The following is a 21182-nucleotide window of genomic DNA, read 5'->3' as shown; positions in this document are numbered from 1 at the left end:
GAGCCGACGGGCGGGCGCATTAGGAAGCCGCATGGACGTATCGGCACTGAAGGGCCGTCGCATCGTGGTGGGCGTGGCCGGTGGCATCGCCGCGTACAAGGCTTGCGAGCTGGTGCGCGAGCTGGGTCGGGCGGGCGCCGAGGTGCGGGTGGCCATGACGGAGTCCGCTCGCCAGTTCGTCACCCCGCTCACCTTCCAGGCGCTCAGCGGGCATCCGGTGCTCACCGACTACTTCGACCCCTCGCAGGAGGGGAACTTCGGGCACCTGGACCTGGCGCGCTGGGCGGAGGCCTTCGTGGTGGCTCCCGCGACGGCGGACCTGCTGGCGCGAGTGCGCGCGGGCATGGCCAACGACGCGGTGACGACGTCGCTGCTGGCCTTCCGCGGGCCGGTGGTGCTGGCCCCGGCGATGAACGTGGCCATGTGGGACAACGCGATGACGCAGGAGAACGTGGCGGCGCTGCTGGCACATGCGCGCTTCTCCTTCGTCGGCCCTGGCGCGGGCCTGCTGGCCTGTGGCGACGTGGGTGAGGGGAGGCTGGCGGAGGTGCCGGCCATCGTCGCGGGAGTGGCCGCGCGCTTCGCCCCGGGGCCGCTCGCGGGCAAGCGGGTGTTGCTGACGGCGGGCCCCACGCGCGAGTTCCTGGACCCGGTGCGGTTCATCTCCAACCCCTCCACGGGGAAGATGGGACTGGCGCTGGCGCATGCGGCGCGTGCGCTGGGCGCCTCGGTGACGGTGGTTCTGGGGCCCGTGGGCGCGGTGGACCGCGCGGGGCTGGAAGTCGTCGACGTCGTGTCCGCCGAGGACATGGCGCGCGAGGTCCTGGGGAGGGTTGGAGAGGCGGACGTATTCATCGCCACGGCGGCGGTGAGTGACTGGCGCCCGGAGACTCGGGCCGCGCAGAAGGTGAAGAAGGGCGCCGCCTCCGGGCCGGAGACGTTGAAGCTGGTGCGCACGCCGGATGTGCTGGCGGAGGCCTCGCGGAAGGTGGCGGGGCAGGCGCGGCGTCCGGTGCTGGTGGGCTTCGCCGCGGAGACAGAGCGGGTGTTGGAGCACGCACGCGAGAAGCTGGAGCGCAAGGGCCTGGACGCGATTGTCGCCAACGACGTGACGGCGCCCGGCGCGGGCTTCGGCACCGACACCAACCGGGTGACGGTGTTGACGCGCGCCGGCTCGCCACGAGAGCTCCAGGGCACCAAGGACGCGGTGGCCCGGGGAATCCTCGAACTGCTGCTGGTGGAACAACGCCCGGCGAACGGCTGAGCGGCGGGGCCTGGAATCGACGGACAGGGCTGAATGCCGCTCCAGGACGTCCGAGCGACAGGTCTGTGACGCGATGTGTGGGCCCAGCGAGGACTTGACCCGGTGGGTGCCGGTGGGCCCGCCGTGGCGAGAGGCGTACGGTCGCGAAGGATGACCGCTTCCTTGCGCTCGGTCCCGTCGTCCGATACCGATCCACCACCGTGAACGACGACTCGCCCGATGCCTCGCAGGAACTGAGCGCCGTGCTCGAGGACGTGCGCCGTCACCTGCTCTGGCAGGAGGACGGTGCTGGCCGGTTGCTGATGATCGACGCGAAGGCGGCGGCCGAGCTTCAGCGCCTCGCCCCCTCCATGCGTTCGCGATTTGCTCGGCCCGGTGGTGCGGCCGAGCCCACGGCTGCCGCGCCCGAGCGCCGACCTGGCCCCGTGCAGGGCTCGCCCGGTGCGACGCCCCCCGTCGCTCCCCCGATGGCCGAGCGCCGACCCGGCCCCGCGCAGGTGCCGCCCGGTGCGACGCCTCCCAGCGCGCCCCCCATGGCCGAGCGTCGACCCGGCCCTCCCGTGAGTCCCCCGGATTCGAGCCGCGCGGCGCCCGTGTCGCGTCCGCTCGTCGATGCGCCCCCGCCTCCTCGTGCGGAGGCGCCCGTGGCGGCACGCGCGCCGCTGTCTCGTCCCTCCGCTCCCGCGAGCGCCGGAATGCTGCTCGACGTTCCCCGGTCGTCTCCGGGCGGAACCACCGTGCTGCCGGGGAGTGTCGACGGTGAGCGGCCGACGTTGGACCAGGTGCGTCGCGAGCTGGGGGACTGCCAGCGCTGCAAGCTGTGCTCGGGCCGCAAGAACATCGTGTTCGGTACGGGCAATCCTCGCGCGGAGCTGGTGTTCGTCGGCGAGGGGCCGGGCGAGAACGAGGACCTGCAGGGCGTTCCCTTCGTGGGCGCCGCGGGAGATCTCCTGACGAAGATGATCGAGGCGATGGGCTTCCGTCGCGACGACATCTACATCTGCAACGTGGTGAAGTGCCGGCCTCCAGGCAACCGCAATCCGGAGCCGGACGAGATCGCCGCGTGTGAGCCGTTCCTCCGGGCGCAGCTCGCTGCCATCCAGCCCAAGGTCGTCGTGGCCCTGGGCAAGTTCGCGGCGCAGACGTTGCTGCGCGATTCGACGCCCATCACCCGAATGCGTGGTGCCTGGCGCGTTTATGAGGGCATTCAGCTCATGCCCACCTTCCACCCCGCGTACCTGCTCCGCAATCCAGCGGAGAAGCGCAAGGCGTGGGAGGACCTGCAAGCCGTGATGAAGATCTTCGGCAAGAACCCGGGCTCGCGCGCATAGCGGGGCCTCGGGGGGGAGACTCAGATGAGGGGATTGTTGGAAACGCGCGAGGTGCAGTCGCCCGCGTTGGAGTCCAATCCGTTGGGCGACCCGGCTCGGCGGCGGCTCACCGTGTACCTGCCGCCAGGGTATGGCGAGGGAGACCGACGCTATCCGGCCGTGTACTTCCTGCACGCGTTTGGCAGTGGCGGCGGCAGCTGGACGAATGCCTCGGGCTTCGCGCCCAGCGTGCCCGAGCGGCTGGACGCGCTCATCGAGTCTGGCGCGGTGCCGCCGGTGGTGGGCGTGTTCCCGGATGGCTGGACGTCCCTGGGCGGCAGCCAGTGGATCAACAGCGACGCCATCGGCCGTTACCGGGACTACCTGGCCAAGGACATCGTCGGCTTCGTGGACCGCACCTTCCGCACGTTGCCCAAGGCGGCGTCGCGAGCCGTGCTGGGACACAGCTCGGGCGGGTATGGCGCGCTGGTGATGGGGCGCTACCACCCCGAGATTTTCTCGCACCTGGGCGCGCACTCCGCGGACTCGTATTTCGAGTACTGCTACCTGCCGGACCTGCCGAAGGCGGCGGGCGTGCTCCTCAAGGCCGGAGGCATCGAGGCCTGGCAGGGCGAGTTCCGCCAGCGCGTGCGCGAGACGAAGATGCGCGGCGATGACTTTCCGGTGGTGAACACGCTGGCGATGGCGGCGGCGTACTCGCCGAAGAAGGGAGAGCCGCTCAACCTGGAGCTGCCCTTCGACGCGCAGACGGGCCGGTTGAAGATCGACGTGTGGAACCGGTGGCTGGTGCATGACCCGGTGCGCTTCGTGCCCAAGTTCCTGGACGCCTACCGGAAGATGAAGACCGTCTTCCTGGACTGCGGCACCCGAGACGAGTTCAACATGCGCTGGGGCACGCGGATGCTGGCGGACGACCTCAAGAACGCCGGCGTGGAGCTGGTGCACGAGGAGTTCGAGGACGGCCACTCCGGCGTGAGCTATCGCTTCGAGCGGTCGCTGTCGGTCCTCCTGCCGAAGCTCGCGCGGGAGTAGCGGACCGGGCGCGGCGTCGGTCCTGGACGGGCCTCATGGGACGTGGGGCCCCGGGACTGATTGCCGCGTGACGTCATCCCTCGGAAGCGTGACGTTGCGCTGGCCATTGCCCCAGGGGAGCGGGTAGAGGCAGAGCGCCCGCGCGCCACGGTGGCTCGGTGGCAGGTGCGGGAAGACCTTCAGGGAGATGGGAACATGAGCAACGACCTCTACGGGCTGTCTCGCGTCGTCGGTGAGAAGGGTGTGCTGCCGCAGCGTGCGCGGAAGCTGGACCCCTCGCTGCCGTGCCGCGACTCGGAGGTGCTCATCGACGTGGAGAGCCTCAACATCGACGCGGCCTCCTTCAAGCAGATCAAGGGCGAGGTGGGCGGCGACCCCGCGCGCATCGGCGAGCGCATCCAGGAGATCGTCCGGGAGCGGGGGAAGATGCAGAACCCCGTCACGGGCTCGGGCGGCATGTTGATTGGCCGCGTGAAGGAGATTGGCGCCAAGCACCCGGCGAAGGGGCAGCTCCAGATTGGAGACCGCATCGCGACGCTGGTGAGCCTGACGCTGACTCCGCTGGTGATTGAAGAGGTGAAGGCCGTCCAGGTGGACATCGACCGGCTGGACATTCGAGGGCACGCGGTGCTCTTTGCCAGCGGTATCTACGCGAAGCTCCCGTCGGACATCCCGGACACGCTGGCGCTGGCGGCGCTGGACGTGTGCGGCGCGCCCGCGCTGGTGGCGCGCTACGTGCGGCCGGGCATGACGGTGGCGGTGCTGGGCGCGGGCAAGAGCGGGGCGCTGTGTCTGGCGCAGGCGCGGCGCAACCTGGAGAGCCGGGGCAAGCTCATCGCGCTGGACGTGTCCCAGGCGGCGCTCGACATGCTGTCGTCCATCGGCCTGTGTGACGTGGCGCTGAAGGTGGATGCCACCCAGGGCGTGGACGTGATGGAGGCGGTGAGCCAGGCCACGGATGGGCAGCTCTGTGACCTGGTGGTGAACTGCGCCAGCGTGGGCAACACGGAGATGGCCACCATTCTCTCGGTGAAGGATGGCGGCACGGCCATCTTCTTCTCCATGGCCACCAGCTTCACGACGGCGGCGCTCGGCGCCGAGGGCGTGGGCAAGGACGTCACCATGCTGGTGGGCAACGGCTACGTGCCCGGTCATGCCTCGCTGACGTTGGCGCTGCTGCGCACGGAGCCGGCGCTGCTCCAGCTCTTCGCCACGCGCTACGTCTGAGCGAGCCAGCGGGGCGCAAGCCCGTCCAGAGCGGCTTGCTCCCCGCGCGTCAGGCCCCTGTCGCCGCATCCTCCGCGAGGCCATCGGTCGCGACGTGAGCGTCGTGTCGCACTACCTCGCGGCGGAGGACGCGCCATCGGTCTCGGGCGCCACGGGTGCCTGGGGCTCGGTCTGCGTCCGCGCCCAGTCGCCGACACTCCGGCCACTGGCATCGCGAGCCTCGGGAGAGGCGCCCTTCTCGCGGAGCTGGTCCACGACTTCCCGCCGCCCGAAGAGGGAGGCGAACATCAGCGCCGTCTGGCCCAGGCTGTTGGCCTGGTCCACGGCGCACGGCTGTTGGTTCAGCAGCGCGACGACGTCGCCGTAGCCCTTGAAGGCCGCGCCCATCAGCGCCGTGTTGCCGCGCTTGTCGCCCGCGCATGCATCCGCACCCGCCGCGAGCAGCGCGCGCACGGTGTCCAGATGGCCGTGGTACGCCGCGAGGATGAGCGGCGAGAAGCCCCGCGAGTCGCGAGCCTCCACGGGGGTTCCGGCCTTCAGCAACCCCGTGACAATCTCCGTGTCACCGACGCGCGCGGCGGCGAGCAGGTAGTTCTCCGCCTCGCTCGTGGCCAGCATCCGCCCCTGGGGCGCGGGCTCCGCGCGCAGGGACCACCAGGCGGCCGTCAGCACCGCGCACACCAGCACCAGGAGACCGAGGGCTCCGAGCAGCACCTTGCGAAACATGGTCGTCCTCCAGACGAAGTCGGATGAGAAGGCCGGGGCGGGGGAGGCCACCTCGCGGGGAGCGCGCCTTCCCTGGCCACGCCCCGGCCGTCTCTCAAGGGGGCCCGGCGACACCCTGGCGCCGAGACCCGTGTGAATCACCGCGAGCTTCAGCGCGTGGCGAGCGGGGCCACGGCGGCGCGAGCGTCATCCACCTTCACGCCCACCGCGTTGGCCAGCTTGGTGCCGTACTCCGCGTTGGCGACGTAGAAGTGGCCGACCATGCGCGCCTTCACGCGGGCGTCACGCACCTGACCCAGGTCCGCGGCCAGGTTCTTCACCAGCCGGTCCTTCGCGGCCGCGTCGAGCGCCGTGTAGAAGGCGCCCGCCTGCGAGAAGTTGTCCGTCTTCTCGATGGGCTGCTGCTGCGTGGTGCCGGACAGCGCGGCGCGCGAGAAGAGGTCGGCGGGGGACTCCTGCGACTCACGGGCGATGCTCGGCTCGTAGTTCACGTCCGACTTCGTGTTGGCGATGTTCATGCTGCCCGCCTGGTTGTTGCTGTTCACCGCGGCGCGCGAGCGGTTGACGGCGAGGGACTGGTAGTTGGCACCCACGCGGTAGCGCTGCGTGTCCGCGTAGGAGAAGAGCCGGCCCTGGAGGAGGCGGTCCTCGGACGGCTCGATGCCGGAGGGCTGTACGCCCGGGGAGAACGCGGCCTGCTCGGTCTCCTCGAAGAAGTTGTCCGGCATCTTGTTGAGGACGAACTTGCCCAGCTTGATGGAGGGCACCTTGTCCTCCGGCCAGATCTTCGTCGGGTCCAGCGGGTTGAAGCTGAAGCTGTCCAAATCCTTGGGGTCCAACACCTGCGCGGACAGCTCCCACGCGGGGAACTTGCCCGCGCCAATGGACGCATACAGGTCCGTCGTCGCGTGCTGGTGGTCCTCGCCCGCGGTGCGCGCGGCCTCCTCGGAGGTCAGGCTCTTGACGCCCTGTTGCGAGGCCCAGTTGAACTTGACGTAGCGGTACTCACCCTTGGCGTTGACGAACTTGAACGCGTGGACGCCGTGCCCGTTCATCTGGCGGTAGTTCGCCGGGATTCCGATGTCCGAGTACACCTGTGTCAGCATGTGCGTGGACTCGGGGATGTGGGAGAAGAAGTCGAAGAAGCGGTTCGGGTCCTGCTTGTTGTTGATGGGCGACGGCTTGAGCGAGTGCACCATGTCCGGGAACTTGATGGCGTCGCGGATGAAGAAGATGGGCAGGTTGTTGCCCACCAGGTCCCAGTTGCCCTCGTCCGTGTAGAACTTGAGCGCGAAGCCGCGTGGGTCTCGCAGCGTCTCCGGCGAGCCGGACGGATGGATGACGGTGGAGAAGCGCACGAACAGGGGCGTCTTCTTCCCCTTGCTGGAGAAGACCGACGCGCGCGTCAGGTTGGAGAAGTTGCCGTAGCTCTCGAAGACGCCGTAGGCGCCCGTGCCGCGCGCGTGGACGACGCGCTCCGGGATGCGCTCGCGGTCGAACCGGGCCAACTTCTCGATGAGGTGGAAGTCCTCCAGCAAGATGCCGCCGCGAGGGCCGGCCGTCTTGGAGCTTTGATTGGTGCCCACGGCGGCACCGGTGTCCGTGGTGAGGGGCGGCGGATTGGCCGCGAAGGCAGGACCACTGAGCAACACGGCCGACAGCAACAGGGAGCGGGTTTTCATTCGAAGTCTCCTCTCGGGGGATGAGGCGGACCGCTCCAGAGCACGCGCCGTGCCGATTCCTGGATTCCAATAAATCCAAAGGCTTGTCACGAAGCCAACAGCGCCACTCACCGGCATGTCGGTGGAAACACCGCCTGCTCGGTGCAGGGGATCATCGCTTTTTCGGTGCGTTGGCTCCAGAACCGATAATGCGGTGCGGCAGCGCGTTCGGGGTCTGCTTCGGCGCTTCCTGTAGGCGTTTGGGCGGGTAAGGTGCGCGGATGCCTGGCCCGTTCATTGACGACGCGCAGATTGCGCACGCGCGCACTCTGGCGGAAGAGATCGTCAACCCGATCTTCGACCTCATCCGCCGTAACACCACTGTATCCATCGAGCGCACCGTGTTGCGCTTCTTCGGCATTTCCGGGGCCGGCGCGCGGGGGGTTCCGCTCGCCAACCTGATGGTCGACAAGCTCAAGGCCGCCGGGGTGCTCAACCGGGGCGCCGCCTATTGGTATGGCCGGGCGCTCCAGTTGGGCGCCAAGAGCCCGCTGGAGGCCGTGGAGCGGCTGACGGCGCTGCCGACGGACAAGTTGGGTCCCCTGTCTCCGGAAGTCGAACAGAACCTCCGCGCCGAGGTGCGCGCGGAAGCCCGCTCCGCCCTGGAGGACATGAAGTCCCGCCTCGCCGCGCGCGACGCGCTCCGCCAGCAGTTCCCCATGTCGCCGGCGCCGCACAAGTATGTCATCGTCGCCACGGGCAACATCTACGACGACGTGGACCAGGCTCGGGCCGCGGCCCAGGCCGGCGCGGACGTCATCGCCGTCATCCGCTCCACCGCGCAGTCCCTGCTGGACTACGTGCCTCACGGCGCGACGACGGAGGGCTACGGCGGCACGTACGCCACCCAGGAGAACTTCCGCATCATGCGCGAGGCCCTGGATGAGGAGAGCCGCAAGCTCAAGCGCTACATCCAGCTCACCAACTACTCGTCCGGCCTGTGCATGTCGGAGATCGCCTTCTGCGCGGCCTACGAGAAGCTGGACATGCTGCTCAACGACGCGATGTACGGAATCCTCTTCCGCGACATCAACATGCGGCGCACCTTCATCGACCAGTACTTCAGCCGCCGTATCTGCGCGCTCGCCGGCATCATCATCAACACCGGAGAGGACAACTACATCACCACCGCGGATGCGTACGACGCGGCCCACACCGTCATCGCCAGCCAGTTCATCAACGAGTGCTTCGCCAAGCGCGCGGGCCTCAAGGACTGGCAGCTGGGCATCGGTCACTCGTACGAGATCGACCCCTACCGGGACGACACGCTCCTGTTGGAGCTGTCGCAGGCGATGCTGGTGCGCCGCTGCTTCCCGGACGCGCCGCTGAAGTACATGCCGCCCACCAAGCACAAGGAGACGGACATCTTCTTCAGCCACGCGTACGACGTGATGGCGGACCTGGTGGCCATCTGGACGAAGCAGGGCATCCAGCTGCTCGGCATGATGACGGAGGCCATGCACACGCCGCTGCTCGCGGACCGCTTCGTGGCGCTCAAGTCCGCCAACTACATCCACCGCGCCGCGCGGGGCATCGACGAGGAGTTCACCGTCCGCGAGGACGGGAAGATCGCCAACCGGGCCCGCGAGGTGTTCGGCCAGGCGATGAAGCTGCTCCAGGAGTGCCGCGACGAGGGCATGGTGGCGGCCATTGGCAAGGGTCACTTCGGCGACGTGAAGCGCGAGGAGACCGGCGGCAAGGGGTTGGATGGCGTGATGGAGAAGGCTCCCGATTACTTCAACCCGTTCCTGGAAATCCTGGAGGCAACATGATGCTCGGTACCATCCTGACCGTGGTGATGGCCGCGGGCGGCTCGGCGGACTCGCTGGCGCAGTTCCAGGTGAAGAACGTGGGCGTGCAGGTGCCCGCCGCGTGGAACCGCTCCGTCGAGGACGGGACGACCAAGTTCACCGCGCCCAGCGGCGACGCGTACTTCCTGGTGGACGTGGGTTCGGTGCAGACGGCGGGCATGAAGGCCCAGGTCTGCGTGGACAAGATTGTCGCCGGCATCGGCGGGGCCAACTGGGAGCGCCTCAAGGTGGGCGGGCAGCCGGCGGCCAAGCGGCTGGACTCGGACAATTCGACGAACGGCGGGGTGGTGGACACGGTGACGTACGTCGGGTGCGATGGGCGCACGACGTGGTCGGTCGTCTTCCACCTGGAGCAGCGCAAGAAGGAGCGCTTCGCCGCGCTCGCCGACAAGGTGGGCACCAGCGTGAAGATTCAGCGGGCCGGGGGGAAATGATCCGATGGTGAAGCCCAGCAAGCAGATCATCCGTCCCTACGGAGACCGTCGGGACGACGGCGTGGTGCAGCTGTCGTTCACCCTGCCGGTGCCCCTGTCGGAGAAGGCCAAGGAGGCCGCCGCCGTCTTCACGAAGAAGATGGGGTTCTCCGACGTCAAGGTCGCCGCCGCCGAGCGCGCCGCCGACAATTACACGTTCTTCATCGTGTACGCCCGCTCGGGCATGTACCTGGACTACGCCGAAATCGACGTGCCGGAAGTCGTCGTGAAGAAGATGTCCTTCGACGACCTCAACGCCTTCATCAAGGAGAAGGTCGGCCGTCGCATCGTCGTGTTCGGCGCGTGCACGGGAACGGACACTCACACGGTGGGAATCGACGCCATCCTGAACATGAAGGGCTACGCGGGCGACTACGGCCTGGAGCGCTACCCCGGGTTCGAGGCGTTCAACCTGGGCAGCCAGGTGCCCAACGAGGACCTCATCAAGAAGGCGATGGCGAAGAAGGCCGACGCCATCCTGGTGAGCCAGGTCGTCACGCAGCGCGACGTGCACAAGGACAACTCGCGGCAGTTCATCGACGCGGCGAAGGCCGCGGGCATCCACGGCAAGGTGCAACTGCTCCTGGGTGGCCCGCGCGTGGACCACAAGCTGGCGCTGGAGCTGGGCTTCGACGCCGGCTTCGGGCCGGGCACCAAGCCGTCCGACGTGGCCAATTACATTGTCCATGCGCTCCTGAAGAAGGAAGGCAAGGAGCCCAAGGACGCGCACTACCAGGGAGAGCCGACGTGAGCACTGGGACGAAGGCCATCATCCGCCTGCGCATGAGCAGCCACGACGCGCACTACGGCGGCAACCTGGTGGACGGCGCGCGCATGCTGGGCCTGTTCGGCGACGTGGCCACGGAGCTGTGCATCCGGGCGGACGGCGACGAGGGCCTGTTCCGCGCATACGACTCGGTGGAGTTCCTGGCGCCGGTGTACGCGGGAGACTTCATCGAGGCGGAGGGCGAAATCATCAGTGCGGGCAACACGTCGCGGAAGATGCGCTTCGAGGCCCGCAAGGTCATCCGGCCTCGCACGGATGTGAATGATTCGGCGGCGGACCTGTTGCCGGAGCCTGTCGTGGTGTGCCGTGCTTCGGGCACCTGCGTGGTTCCCAAGGACAAGCAGCGAGGCCAGCGATGAGCACTCCCATGGTCATCACCGCGGCGATGGTGGGCGCGGAGACGACGCGCGAGCAGACGCCACACCTGCCCATCACCGCCGAGGAGATCGCCGAGGACGCCGTGCGCTGTCGCGAGGCCGGCGCGGCGATGGTGCACCTGCACGTGCGCACCGCGGACGGCAAACCGTCCCAGGACGCGGAGCTGTTCCGGGCCGCCATCCGGGCCATCCGCAAGCGCACCGACGTGCTCATCCAGACGTCCACCGGAGGCGCGGTGGGCATGACGGTGGACCAGCGCTGTGGCCCGCTGACGCTCACGGGAGAGGACAGGCCGGACATGGCCACGCTCACCACGGGCACGGTGAACTTCGGCGAAGAGGTGTTCTGGAACCCGCGCCCGCTGGTACGGGACATCGCCAAGAGAATCAAGGCGCTGGGCCTCCGGCCGGAGCTGGAGTGCTTCGACGTGGGCATGCTCGACGAGGCCCGCTATCTGGCGAAGGAGGGCCTGGTGGACCTGCCGGCGCACTTCGACTTCGTGCTCGGCGTGCCGGGCACGCTGCAGGCGCGGCCGGAGGTGCTGGACTTCATGATTGCCTCGCTGCCGGAGGGGAGCACCTGGACGGTGGCCGCGGTGGGCCGTCACCAGCTTCCCTTCGTGGACGAGGCGGCGAAGCGCGGCGGCAACGCGCGGGTGGGCCTGGAGGACAACATCTACGTGTCCAAGGGCGTGCTCGCGAAGGGCAACTGGGAGCTGGTGGCCGAGGCCGCCAAGCGCGCCCGGGCCCATGGCCGCGAGCCCGCGACGCCAGAGCAGGCGCGCAAGCTTCTGCGCCTGAGCTGATGAACTCCCGCCGACGCGCCTTCCTCGCGTCGGCGGTTTTCTTTTCCATGTCAGCAACCGCGGGCCTTTCGCGTCGGCAGCAGCCCGACGCCACCCGTCTGTCCGGATTCCGGCGCGACAGGGCCCCATGTCTTCCGAGGAACCATCTGAATGGACACGGAGCTGAGGGGCAAAGGCGTCCTGGTGACGGGCGGCGCGGGCGGTATTGGCACCGCGCTGGTCCGAGCGTTCTCCGACGAAGGCGCGAAGGTGGCGGTGCACTACCGCTCTCGCGAGGCGCAGGCGCGAAAGCTCGCCAGTGAGGTGGGCGGCGCGGCGGTGGGCGCGGACCTGACGGTGGAGGCGGAGGTGGATGCCCTCGTGCCCGCGTCGGTGGCCGCGCTGGGCCGGCTGGACGTGCTGGTGTGCAACGCGGGTGTGTGGCCCGCCCCGGATGAGCCCGTCTGGGAGATGTCGCTGGCGCGCTGGCGCCGCACGCTGGCGGAGAACCTGGACAGCGTCTTCCTGTGCTGCCGTGCGTTCCTCCGGCACGTGTCCACCACGGGCGCAGGCAACATCGTCATCGTCAGCTCCACGGCGGGTCTGTTCGGCGAGGCCGGGCACGCCGACTACGCGGCGGCGAAGGGCGCGCTCGCGAGCGGCTTCGTGCGCAGCCTGAAGAACGAGCTGGGCCGCATCGCCCCGCTGGGGCGCGTCAACGTGGTCTGCCCCGGCTGGACGGAGGTGGACCGCAACCGCGCCAAGCTGGAGGCCGAGGGTTTCGTGAAGCGGGTGACGCGCACCATGCCGTTGCGCAAGGTGGGCCAGCCCGAGGATGTCGCGCGCGTCGTGGTGACGCTCGCATCGGATCGCATCTCCGGCCATGTGACGGGTGAAGTCATCACCGTGGCGGGAGGCATGGAAGGAAGGGTGCTGCATGACGACTGAGTCCGTGGACGTGCGGAAGTACAATCGCGAGGCGTGGGACCGGCAGGTGGCTGCGGGAGACCGGTGGACGGTGCCGGTGACGCCAGAGGTCATCGCCGCGGCGAAGCGAGGGGAGTGGAGCATCGTCCTCACCCCGACAAAGCCCGTGCCGCGCGAGTGGTTCGGTGATGTCACCGGCAAGCGGGTGCTGTGTCTGGCGGGCGCGGGCGGACAACAAGCGCCAGTGCTCGCGGCGGCGGGCGCGCGGGTGACGGTGTTGGACAACTCGCCCGCGCAGCTCGGTCAGGACCGCAAGGTGGCGGAGCGGGAGGGCCTGGAGCTGCGGCTGGTGGAGGGGGACATGAAGGACCTGTCCGCATTCGAGGACGGAACCTTCGACCTCATCTTCCACCCGTGCTCCAACGCCTTCGTGGACGACGTGCGGCCCGTCTGGCGCGAGGCCTTCCGTGTGCTGCGTCCGGGCGGCGCGCTCCTGTCGGGCTTCAGCAACCCGGTCATCTTCCTGTTCGACCCGGATCTCCAGGAGCAGGGGGTGATGCAACTCAAGTACAAGATGCCGTACTCGGACTTCACCAGCCTCACGGACGCCGAGCGCAGCAGGTACACCGACAAGGGTGAGCCCCTCTGCGTGGGGCACTCGCTCCAGGACCAGGTGGGCGGACAGCTCGACGCGGGCTTCCTCCTCGCTGGTTTCTTCGAGGACCGGCACGTCGCGGGCGACAAGCTCTCCGAATACTTCGAGGGTTTCATCGCCACCCGCGCGGTGAAGCCCAGCGCGCCCTGAGCTCCCAGGGCTTCGCGACTCAAATGTGTGTTGCGCTGAGGGTCTGAAAAGACTCCCATGTGGGTTGTCCTGGAATCCCCAGGACTTCCCGCAAGGAGCGCAAATGCGTACACCCTGGCGTATCTCCTCGTTCTGTTTCGTGAGCCTCGCGCTGCTGGGCGCGGGTTGTGAGCCGGCGCCGTCGCCGGTGTCGTCCGAGTCAGGCGCGGTGTTGGAGCAGAAGAAGGACCGCGCGGTGGGTGACGTGAAGTTGTTCTGCGAAATCCCGCAGGACGGCAGCTACTTCGAGCTGAAGCAGACGGCGACGGGCTACGAGGGCGTGGTGGCGACGCAGGTCTATGACCCGTGGGACTGCCGCTGCATCTACCTGAAGCGCGAGGTGGTGGGGCAGTACACGTCCTGCCAGTTCGCCCCGTCGGACCCGCGCATCGTGAGCTGCTGGCGCCGCGAGCCCAATGGGACGATTGGGAAGATGGGCATGTTCTCCACGAAGGTGACGCGGCAGTCGCTCGTCATCGGTGGACCCACCCAGGAGGTGTCGGACCAGCTCCTGGATATCGGCGTCGTCAACCAGGACCCGGGCCAGACGCCGCGGCGCGACTTCTCCTACGCGCTCAATGACTGCACGGCGGGCTAGCGAGCACGAAGGGGGAGGGGAGGTGCTCCAGCCCGGTGCCGGAGCGTGGATTTAACCTTCTCCTCCGCGCGGGGTTCTTCCAGGCAACGAGGACGCGAGCGGGAGTGCCGCTCGCGTCCAGTTCAACCCACTGGAGAGCCTCACCATGCGTCAGAGTTTCCTGCTGCGTTCCCTTGTCACGGCTTCGCTCCTGTTCTCCGTTCCGGTGCTCGCGGAGGACACCGCGCCCGCGCCGCAATGCAAGGAGGGCCACCACGGGCGGCATGGCCACAAGGGCATGAAGGGAGAGCGGAAGCTCGCCCGGATGGAGCACCGCTTGGACCGCGCGGTGTCCGAAGGTCGCCTCGCCCAGTCGCAGGCGGACCAGTTCAAGACGGAGGCCCGCCAACTGCGAGAGGAGCTGAAGGCCCAGCGTGACGCGGCCGGCGGTCAGCTCTCCGAGGACCAGCGCCTCCAGGCGCGTGAGCGTGTCCGTGCCTTGCGCGAGAAGGTGAAGGCCGCCGTGCAGGCCACCGCGCCCACGAAGACCTGAGTCAGAAAGACAGCGGGTTCCCATGGAGCGTGAGGCCTTCCCAAGACAGGCCAGTCGCTGACCCCGGCGGGCCGTGCCGCACCCGCCTCCCGCCGTCATCACGGAACCCGCGGTTCCAAGATGGAGATCGTGGCGGAGGCCGCCTGAAGATTCTCGACGAGCGCAGAGCGGCATTGGAAGCAAGCGGCCTCGCCGACGACGCGCACGCGCGGCGTGACGGACCTTGGGGAATCGCGCAGACTCGTGGCACGAGGTCTCGCATGCGGCTGGTGGTGTCCCTGGTGGTGTTCGTGTCGCTCGTCGGATGCGGTGCGCACTCGTCGCGCGCGTTCCTCGGCGACGCCGCGGCTCCTGCTCCCTCTCGAACTCCCGTGGACGACGCGGAGTTGCTCCGGGTCCAGGCCCGCGCCCGCTACATCGTCGAGGCGGAGCGTGCCGCCATTCGCGCCACGGACGTGCTGATGGAGAGCAAGGACGTGGACCTGAGTCCCGCCCGGATGCAGATGCACGTCACCCTGCCTCACGAGGGCGCGTGGTACGGCCTCTTCGGCCGGGTGGATGACGGGGGGACCTTCATCCCGGCCTATGCGTTGAAGGCGCCGCACGAGGAGCCCGAATGGATGGAACTCATCCCCGTGGACACGCTTCCCGTCGACTTCAGTCCCGTGGCTCGGGCCGTGAAGACGGCGAAGCAGATCACCGTGGAGACCTTCGGGCGAACCAGCGTCAACCCGGTGGTCGTCAGGGAGGCGTCGGGCGACATCACCGTGTACACGCTGCAGGGGACGCGAGATCCGAAGCGCTTCTTCTACGGGGGTGACTTCCGGTTCCGCTTCGCTCCGGATGGCAGGACGCTGCGCGAGCAGGTGAAGCTGCACCCGAGCGTCATCGCGGTCGACGTCGCGCCCATCACCGAGGATGCCTCGCGGATGGATGCCCACCTGCACCAGCACTTCAAGGGGCCGCTGGAGACGGAGCTGGCCCTGCTGATGCTCTATCCGGAGCTGACCTCGCTGGCGGTGGGCCACGTGGACACGGCGGTGACCTACGTCCTGTTCCCGGATGGCAGCATCAGCGTCGTCACCGAGGACAATCCCGCGACGAGGCGAGACCTGCTGTCGGATGGCACCTTCGCGCCCGCGCCCGATGCGGCGAAGCCTCCGGAGCCGGAGGCCTCCCACGAGCAGGCGCCGTGAGCCTCAGTCGCGCAGCCGCTCGGCCCACGTGAAGTACACGGTCCGCGCCTCCACGAAGGGGTCCCTGAACAAGGCGCGGACTTCCGCCTTCGCCAGGCGCCCCTCGTCGAACGCGCGGTAGAGCCTGTCTCCGAGCAGGTAGCCCAGTGCGTGGCTGACGCCATGGAACAGGCGGTCCTTGCGCAGGGGCAGCAGCTTCACCGCCTCCTCGGGCGCCTCCAGCTCCGCGGCCTTGTGCGCCAGCACGAAGGCGGAGACCTGCCGCTCGACGCCTCGGCTCTCGCCGAAACGCTTCGCCCACTCGGCCAGCCCCAGACACGTGCGTCGCGGGTTCACCAGTCGGGAGCCGAAGAACCCCAGCGCCTCTTCCATGCACCGCGCGTAGAACGCGTCGGACGCCGTGCGAGGCGCCTCCATCGCGCTGCCCACCGCGCAGTGCCGCACGAAGTGCGCGGCTTCTTCCGCCGCGTGGTTCAAGGACAGCGAGGCAAGATAGGCCGTCCGCGCTCGGGGGATATAGCTGCTCTCCCGAGACAGGATGTGGCGGCGCAACTGGGACAGCTCCGCCTGCGTGAAGCGCCCGCGCCGCTGGATGCGCGCCAGCACGTCTCCGTCCGCCACCGTGGCGACTTCCACCGACTCCAGCGCGCGCACCACCGGCACACCCGCGAGCCGGCCGATGAGCGCCGCCATCTCCCGGAAGCGCTCCGAGGCGCCCCGGTCCATCAACGGTGAGTCTCCGGCCTCTGCTTCCAGGTAATCCAGGAAGCTTTGCTGGCAGACGACAGGGGAGGCGTTGAGCAGGCACACGGTGTCGTCCGCCAGCTCCACCGCCTCGGCCACGCCCATGCGCCCGTCGCGGGCCAGCCGCCACCAGACGCCTTCCGCGTTCTGGTAGACGACGAGGCCTCGTCGCGTGTCGTCACCGAGCGCGCGCTCCACCTGCGTGGGCAGGTGACACGGCGCCACGTGGTACTGGCCCACCAGGACGAGGACGAGCGGACGGTCCTCGGCTCGGGCGACCCGCGCGATGCGCTCCGCGGCGTAGGCATCCCTCAGCGCGAGCGAGCGTTCACCCTGGGCGCGCCGGTCGATGCCCACGACTTCCAGGCGGTGGCGCCGGGCGAAGGCGAGCAGCGTGCGCAGCGTGGTGCCCGGGCCGAAGCCCGCACCCTCCGTTTCACCGCCCAGCCGCGCCAGGAGGGAGCGCTCCGAGAGACGTCCCGTGCGCCAGGCATCGAGCGAGGCCTGGTGTCGGCCCTCGATGCACTCGAGGGCCAGGACGACGCGGCGACCCGAGGTGAGCGCGCGTTCGACGAGCTCCAGGTAGGTCTGCTGCGCCAACGGCAGCGTGTGGTAGTCGCCCACGTACACCACGTCCGAGGCGCGCACGCGCTGGTGCACCTCGGTCAGCGGCAGGACGCGCCGATAGCTGGCGGTACGCCGCCGGTAGCGGGCCTCGTAGGAGCGGAAGGCATCTGTCTGCCCGTCCACCACGCGGGCGATTTGTGCCCGCTGACGACGGAAGAGGGCAAGGTGCAGGGCGAGCGAGTCGCGCATGGAGTGCGGCGATCCCTCGCACGGCCCTGAAGGCCCGGCAAAAAATCAGCGGCGAGTGGCCCGGGGGCTCCCTTCCTTGACTCGGGGATCGGGGCAATGGACCATCCCCCTCAGCTTGAAGAACACACTCGCGCGCGCGACCCTCCTCAGCTTCGTGCTCTTCCTGGCGGTACCTGTCCGTGCCGAGGAGCCTTCTCTTCTTCACTCCGCACCGACCCGCGCCGAGCCCAAGCTGCCTCTGCGGCTGGACGGCACGCTCGTGGAAGGCGGTCGCATCCTGGAGATGTACGTCCGCTACCGCGGCCCGGGCGAGCCGTTCGCCCGCGTGCTGATGGAGCGCCAGTACGGCGACCTCTATCGCGGCGTCATCCCCGCCGAGCACATGGTGCCGCCGGGCGTCGAGTACTACGTCGAGGGCCTCACCGCCGACGGTGAGCGCATCCCCATCTTCCAGACGGCCGCGCGGCCCGCACGCGTGTTCGTGGCGGGTGACGTGGCCGCCACCGCGAGCCGGCCCGCGACGCCGGAGCCGGCGCCTTCCAACTCCGCCGACGAGCGACCGTCCACCCGGACGCCACCTCCCGAGCGCACCCGGACGCCGCCGCCCACGAGCAGCACCTCCGACGACGATTCGATGGCGGCCCTCACCGCGGATCTACCCTCCGATGTTCCGCCGCCGAAGGCGTCGTCGCGGGACACCCGCACCCCCTCGACGTCGCGCGAGCCTCCGCCTCCGACGCGAGGAAGCGCGACCACCTCACGCGAGCCCACTCGAGGGACGCGAGAAGCGCCCCCGCGTGAGTCGGGGACCTCCCGCGACGCGACCGCCCGCGAGACCGGAGCCTCACGTGACGCGCCCACGCGAGAGGCTGGCACTTCACGCGACGCACCCATTCGCGAGCCCGTGGCCTCGCGTGACTCCTCCCGGGAGTCCTCGACGCGCGACACGTCATCCTCGCGAGAGTCCTCCTCGCCGCGCGAGAGCGCGGTCGTCGCGCCGCCGCGCTCGGAGCTGGAAGAGGACATGGCCCTCTACAGCGCCGAGGACACCCTGGCCCTGGCCACGCGCCACGAGGAGAAGGTCCGCAAGGTGCCCGCCATCGCCGCCTCGTTCGGCCGCGAGCAGATCAGCGCGCTGGGTGCCCGCACCGTCGCCGACGTGCTGGACGTGGTGCCCGGGCTCACCATCAGCCGCGACGTGCAGGGCTTCCATCGCACGGCGGTGCGCGGCCTGCGCAATGACGCCGAGGTGCTGTTCCTGCTCAACGGCCATCGCCTCAACAACTTCTTCGACGGCAAGGCGCTGATGAACCTGCCTGTGGAGAACCTGGAGCGCATCGAGGTCATCCGCGGTCCGGGCTCCGCCCTCTACGGCGCGGGAGCGTTCCTGGGCGTGGTGAACATCGTCACCGACACCTCGGATGGTGTGCGCACGGCCGTCTCCGCCGGAGGCTTCCCGGAGAAGGACGACCGCCTGGCCATCACCGTCAACGGGCACGCGTCGGCGGGAGAGACCTTCGGCGACCTGCGCCTCTTCGCGGACGCGGACGTGTGGAACCAGACGGGTGACTCGAACGTCATCGAGCACGACGGCCTGGATGACGAGTCCACCTCCCAGGGGCTTCGCGCGGTGGAAGACCCCGCGGGCAAGACGCGGGATGACCGCTTCCTCCTCAACCTGGGCGGTGGCGCCACCTACGCCATGGGAGACGCGGGGCGCCTGGGGGCCTCGGTGCGCTTCCTCACCGAGAACCGCACCGCCCTGATGGGCCTCTTCGACACCGTGGGCGAGGACTCCGAGCTGAAGTGGAATGTCCTCATGGCGGACCTCCAATGGGAGCGCGCCATCGGGTCCTCGGTGCTGCTGCGCGCGCGGGCCGGGTTCGACCAGCAGTCCACCGACCGCCTCTTCCAGATCACCCCCCTGAACTTCCGCACGGGCCCGGACGCCAACCAGCTCTTCGACAAGGGCCTGCGGGAGCGCACGCGCATCTCCGTGCGTTCGATCACCGGCGGAGTGGACGCGGACATCTCCCTGTCGGCCAACAACCGGCTGTCGCTGGGCGCGGTGGTGGAGCAGCAGTCGTTGGGCGACTACGACTACGAGACCAACTACACGCTGGACGCGCGCGTGCGCCCGGAAGGCTTCACCGCGCCCGAGGGCCTCACGGACCTGCTGGGCCTCGCGGATGGCGCCGCGTCACGCCGGCTCATCGTGGGCTTCTTCGCGCAGGACCAGTGGACCGTCATCGCCCCCCTGACGCTCACGTTCGGCGTGCGCGTGGACGCCACGCAACTGCCCACCGTGGACGGCTCGGGCACCATCACCGGCACCAGCTTCGTGCCCAGCATCAATCCCCGCGTGGGCCTGGTGTTCTCCGCCACGGACGCCCTGGTGCTCAAGGCCCTGTACGGCCGAGCGTTCCGCGCGCCCACGCTCCAGGAACTCGTGGAGCGCATCCCGGACACGACCTACAACCAGGGCCGCTTCGAGGGAAACCCGCGCCTGCAGCCCTCCACGGTGGACACCTTCGAACTGGGCGCCGACCTCATCCAGTCCGCCGGAGAGGCTCGCGTGCGGCTGCGCGCCAACGCGTACCTGGAGCTCTTCGACTCGCCCATCATCCCGGTGGACACGTCCGGCAACATCGTCCCGCTGCGCAACCGCGAGCTGGGCGTGCGCGTGTACGGCATCGAGGGTGAGGCCCGCCTGGAGGCCTCCAAGCGCGCCAACGCCTGGTTCAACGCGAGCATCTCCCGCGCGCAGGACATGGAGCTGCCCTCGCAGTCCCGCCTGCTCACGGATACGCCGCAGGCCCGCTTCAACGCGGGCGTGTCCATGCCCATTGGCGCGTGGGTGAACTTCGACGTGGTGGTGCGCACGGGCGCGGAGCGACGCAACAACAGCCGCTCCGTGCTGGAGCTGGTCCGCCGCTACAAGATTCCCGCCTACAGCCTCATCACCGCGCAGATTCGCAGCGAGCCCATCGCCGACATCTGGGAGGTGTCGCTGGTGGCGCACAACGTCTTCGACCATGACCTTCGCGACGATGTTCCCCGCCCGGACCGCGTCACCGGGAGCCTCCCGCGCGAGGGCATGTCCGGCTACCTCACCGTGAGGGCCCACTTCTGATGCCGCTCCCCAAGTCCATCATCGCCGCGCTCGCGTGCGCCCTGGCGTCGCCTCTCGCCGGGTGCATCTCCTACAACGACTCGTGCCAGCCGCTCGTCGCGGACCCGGATGCCGTCGTCGGCTACCTGGGCCAGGACGTCCAGCTCGACAAGCCCTTCACCCGACATGACAACAACGCGCTGGCGCAGTTGGTCGCCGACGCGTTCCTTCATGCCGAGGACGGCTCGGTGCGGCCCGCCGTGCTGGGCGTCGTCAACGGCGGCTCGCTGCGCGCGGAGGGCCTCTGCTACACGCGCATGGCGCTGCGCAAGGGACCGCTCACCGACGGCGTACTCCACGAGGTCATCCTCTTCGAGAACCTCATCGTCACCGTGGACCTCACCGAGCGCGAGGTCGTGGGGATGATGGAGAACAGCGTGGGCGCCCTGTACGTGGAGGGACAGCTCATCGCCTCGCCCTCCGGCGCCTTCCTCCACGTGTCCGCGGGGACGTCGGTGCGCGTGGACTGCTCACGCCCCAAGGGCGAGCGGGTGCGGGCGCTGACAGTGGGGGGGCAGCAGATTCCGCTGCCGCCTCGCGACGACGCGAGCATCCGCTATCGCGTGGCCATGCCCAGCTTCCTGCTCGAGGGGGGCGACGGCTACGGCACGGTGTTCGGCAATGCCGGTCAGGACCCTGACCGGAACCCGGTGCAGGCGCGAAAGCTGGGCGGCACCGACGCGAACATCGCCTCGGCGTACATGCGGGAGAAGTACCCCACGCCCGTCCAGGCGCTCTCCGAGGAGCCTCGCGTCGTCTTCGAGAACTGCGCGCTGCCCGCGAGGCCCGCCGGCGGGTGAGTGCCGGTGGGCCGCTCGC

At 69.2% G+C, this 21182-nt stretch carries 19 protein-coding genes; 16 read left to right on the top strand and 3 right to left on the bottom strand.

Going from position 1 to position 21182, the window contains the following annotated elements:
• Positions 1 to 31: 31 nt before the first annotated feature.
• The 4 genes from coaBC to HUA76_RS27370 all read left to right on the top strand — a co-directional run bounded on the left by coaBC (position 32) and on the right by HUA76_RS27370 (position 4854).
• Positions 32 to 1264, top strand: coding sequence for a bifunctional phosphopantothenoylcysteine decarboxylase/phosphopantothenate--cysteine ligase CoaBC (coaBC, locus tag HUA76_RS27385; RefSeq protein WP_141649046.1), 1233 nt, complete (start codon positions 32 to 34; stop codon positions 1262 to 1264).
• Positions 1265 to 1464: 200 nt separating this feature from the next.
• Positions 1465 to 2595, top strand: coding sequence for a uracil-DNA glycosylase family protein (locus tag HUA76_RS45615; RefSeq protein WP_174462493.1), 1131 nt, complete (start codon positions 1465 to 1467; stop codon positions 2593 to 2595).
• Between the two features lie 24 nt (positions 2596 to 2619).
• Positions 2620 to 3627, top strand: a complete 1008-nt coding sequence (locus tag HUA76_RS27375) for an esterase family protein (protein WP_174456813.1) — start codon at positions 2620 to 2622, stop codon at positions 3625 to 3627.
• A gap of 195 nt (positions 3628 to 3822) precedes the next feature.
• Positions 3823 to 4854, top strand: coding sequence for an L-erythro-3,5-diaminohexanoate dehydrogenase (locus HUA76_RS27370; protein ID WP_141646625.1), 1032 nt, complete (start codon positions 3823 to 3825; stop codon positions 4852 to 4854).
• Positions 4855 to 4965: 111 nt separating this feature from the next.
• On the opposite strand, the gene HUA76_RS27365 is transcribed toward HUA76_RS27370, so the two are convergent.
• Both HUA76_RS27365 and HUA76_RS27360 read right to left on the bottom strand, forming a co-directional pair.
• Positions 4966 to 5580 carry an ankyrin repeat domain-containing protein gene (locus HUA76_RS27365; RefSeq protein WP_174462492.1) on the bottom strand — a complete coding sequence of 205 codons (615 nt, stop codon included), beginning with the start codon at positions 5578 to 5580 and terminating at the stop codon, positions 4966 to 4968.
• Between the two features lie 149 nt (positions 5581 to 5729).
• The gene (locus HUA76_RS27360; protein ID WP_174462491.1) at positions 5730 to 7262 is read right to left on the bottom strand and encodes a catalase; all 1533 of its coding nucleotides are present in this window, start codon (positions 7260 to 7262) and stop codon (positions 5730 to 5732) included.
• A 260-nt stretch (positions 7263 to 7522) separates the two neighbouring features.
• On the opposite strand from HUA76_RS27360, the gene HUA76_RS27355 reads away from it, so the two are divergent.
• The 10 genes from HUA76_RS27355 (at position 7523) to HUA76_RS27310 (ending at position 15631) form a co-directional block, all read left to right on the top strand.
• Complete coding sequence (locus HUA76_RS27355) at positions 7523 to 9073, top strand: lysine 5,6-aminomutase subunit alpha (RefSeq protein ID WP_141646622.1); 1551 nt, start codon at positions 7523 to 7525, stop codon at positions 9071 to 9073.
• Positions 9070 to 9546, top strand: coding sequence for a hypothetical protein (locus HUA76_RS27350; protein WP_141646621.1), 477 nt, complete (start codon positions 9070 to 9072; stop codon positions 9544 to 9546). The genes HUA76_RS27355 and HUA76_RS27350 overlap by 4 nt, the downstream gene beginning before the upstream one ends.
• Before the next feature lie 4 nt (positions 9547 to 9550).
• A complete protein-coding gene (locus tag HUA76_RS27345; RefSeq protein ID WP_174462490.1) occupies positions 9551 to 10336 on the top strand; it encodes an OAM dimerization domain-containing protein in 786 nt (261 codons plus the stop codon).
• Positions 10333 to 10731: a hotdog fold domain-containing protein gene (locus HUA76_RS27340; protein ID WP_371745792.1), complete on the top strand. Its 399-nt coding sequence runs from the start codon at positions 10333 to 10335 to the stop codon at positions 10729 to 10731. Before HUA76_RS27345 ends, HUA76_RS27340 begins: the two co-directional genes overlap by 4 nt.
• Entirely contained in the window at positions 10728 to 11555 is an 828-nt protein-coding gene (locus tag HUA76_RS27335; RefSeq protein WP_141646619.1) for a 3-keto-5-aminohexanoate cleavage protein, read from the top strand. Before HUA76_RS27340 ends, HUA76_RS27335 begins: the two co-directional genes overlap by 4 nt.
• Before the next feature lie 150 nt (positions 11556 to 11705).
• Positions 11706 to 12482, top strand: coding sequence for an SDR family NAD(P)-dependent oxidoreductase (locus HUA76_RS27330; RefSeq protein ID WP_174462489.1), 777 nt, complete (start codon positions 11706 to 11708; stop codon positions 12480 to 12482).
• Positions 12472 to 13266 carry a class I SAM-dependent methyltransferase gene (locus HUA76_RS27325; protein ID WP_174462488.1) on the top strand — a complete coding sequence of 265 codons (795 nt, stop codon included), beginning with the start codon at positions 12472 to 12474 and terminating at the stop codon, positions 13264 to 13266. Before HUA76_RS27330 ends, HUA76_RS27325 begins: the two co-directional genes overlap by 11 nt.
• Positions 13267 to 13369: 103 nt before the next feature.
• On the top strand, positions 13370 to 13903 hold the full coding sequence (locus tag HUA76_RS27320) for a hypothetical protein (RefSeq protein WP_174462487.1): 534 nt from the start codon (positions 13370 to 13372) through the stop codon (positions 13901 to 13903).
• A 145-nt stretch (positions 13904 to 14048) separates the two neighbouring features.
• Entirely contained in the window at positions 14049 to 14435 is a 387-nt protein-coding gene (locus HUA76_RS27315; RefSeq protein ID WP_141646615.1) for a hypothetical protein, read from the top strand.
• A gap of 260 nt (positions 14436 to 14695) precedes the next feature.
• Positions 14696 to 15631, top strand: coding sequence for a hypothetical protein (locus HUA76_RS27310; protein WP_174462486.1), 936 nt, complete (start codon positions 14696 to 14698; stop codon positions 15629 to 15631).
• 3 nt (positions 15632 to 15634) lie between these two features.
• On the opposite strand, the gene HUA76_RS27305 is transcribed toward HUA76_RS27310, so the two are convergent.
• Positions 15635 to 17191 carry a ChaN family lipoprotein gene (locus tag HUA76_RS27305; RefSeq protein WP_174456805.1) on the bottom strand — a complete coding sequence of 519 codons (1557 nt, stop codon included), beginning with the start codon at positions 17189 to 17191 and terminating at the stop codon, positions 15635 to 15637.
• Positions 17192 to 17306: 115 nt separating this feature from the next.
• On the opposite strand from HUA76_RS27305, the gene HUA76_RS27300 reads away from it, so the two are divergent.
• Both HUA76_RS27300 and HUA76_RS27295 read left to right on the top strand, forming a co-directional pair.
• Complete coding sequence (locus HUA76_RS27300; RefSeq protein ID WP_174462485.1) at positions 17307 to 20324, top strand: TonB-dependent siderophore receptor; 3018 nt, start codon at positions 17307 to 17309, stop codon at positions 20322 to 20324.
• On the top strand, positions 20324 to 21163 hold the full coding sequence (locus tag HUA76_RS27295; protein ID WP_141646611.1) for a 5'-nucleotidase C-terminal domain-containing protein: 840 nt from the start codon (positions 20324 to 20326) through the stop codon (positions 21161 to 21163). Before HUA76_RS27300 ends, HUA76_RS27295 begins: the two co-directional genes overlap by 1 nt.
• Positions 21164 to 21182 lie beyond the last annotated feature (19 nt).

This window comes from Myxococcus sp. CA056 (genome assembly GCF_013336715.1).
Lineage (GTDB): Bacteria > Myxococcota > Myxococcia > Myxococcales > Myxococcaceae > Myxococcus > Myxococcus llanfairpwllgwyngyllgogerychwyrndrobwllllantysiliogogogochensis.
The sequence above is the reverse complement of the archived record's forward strand: the minus strand, read 5'-3'. Positions and strand labels throughout refer to the sequence as shown.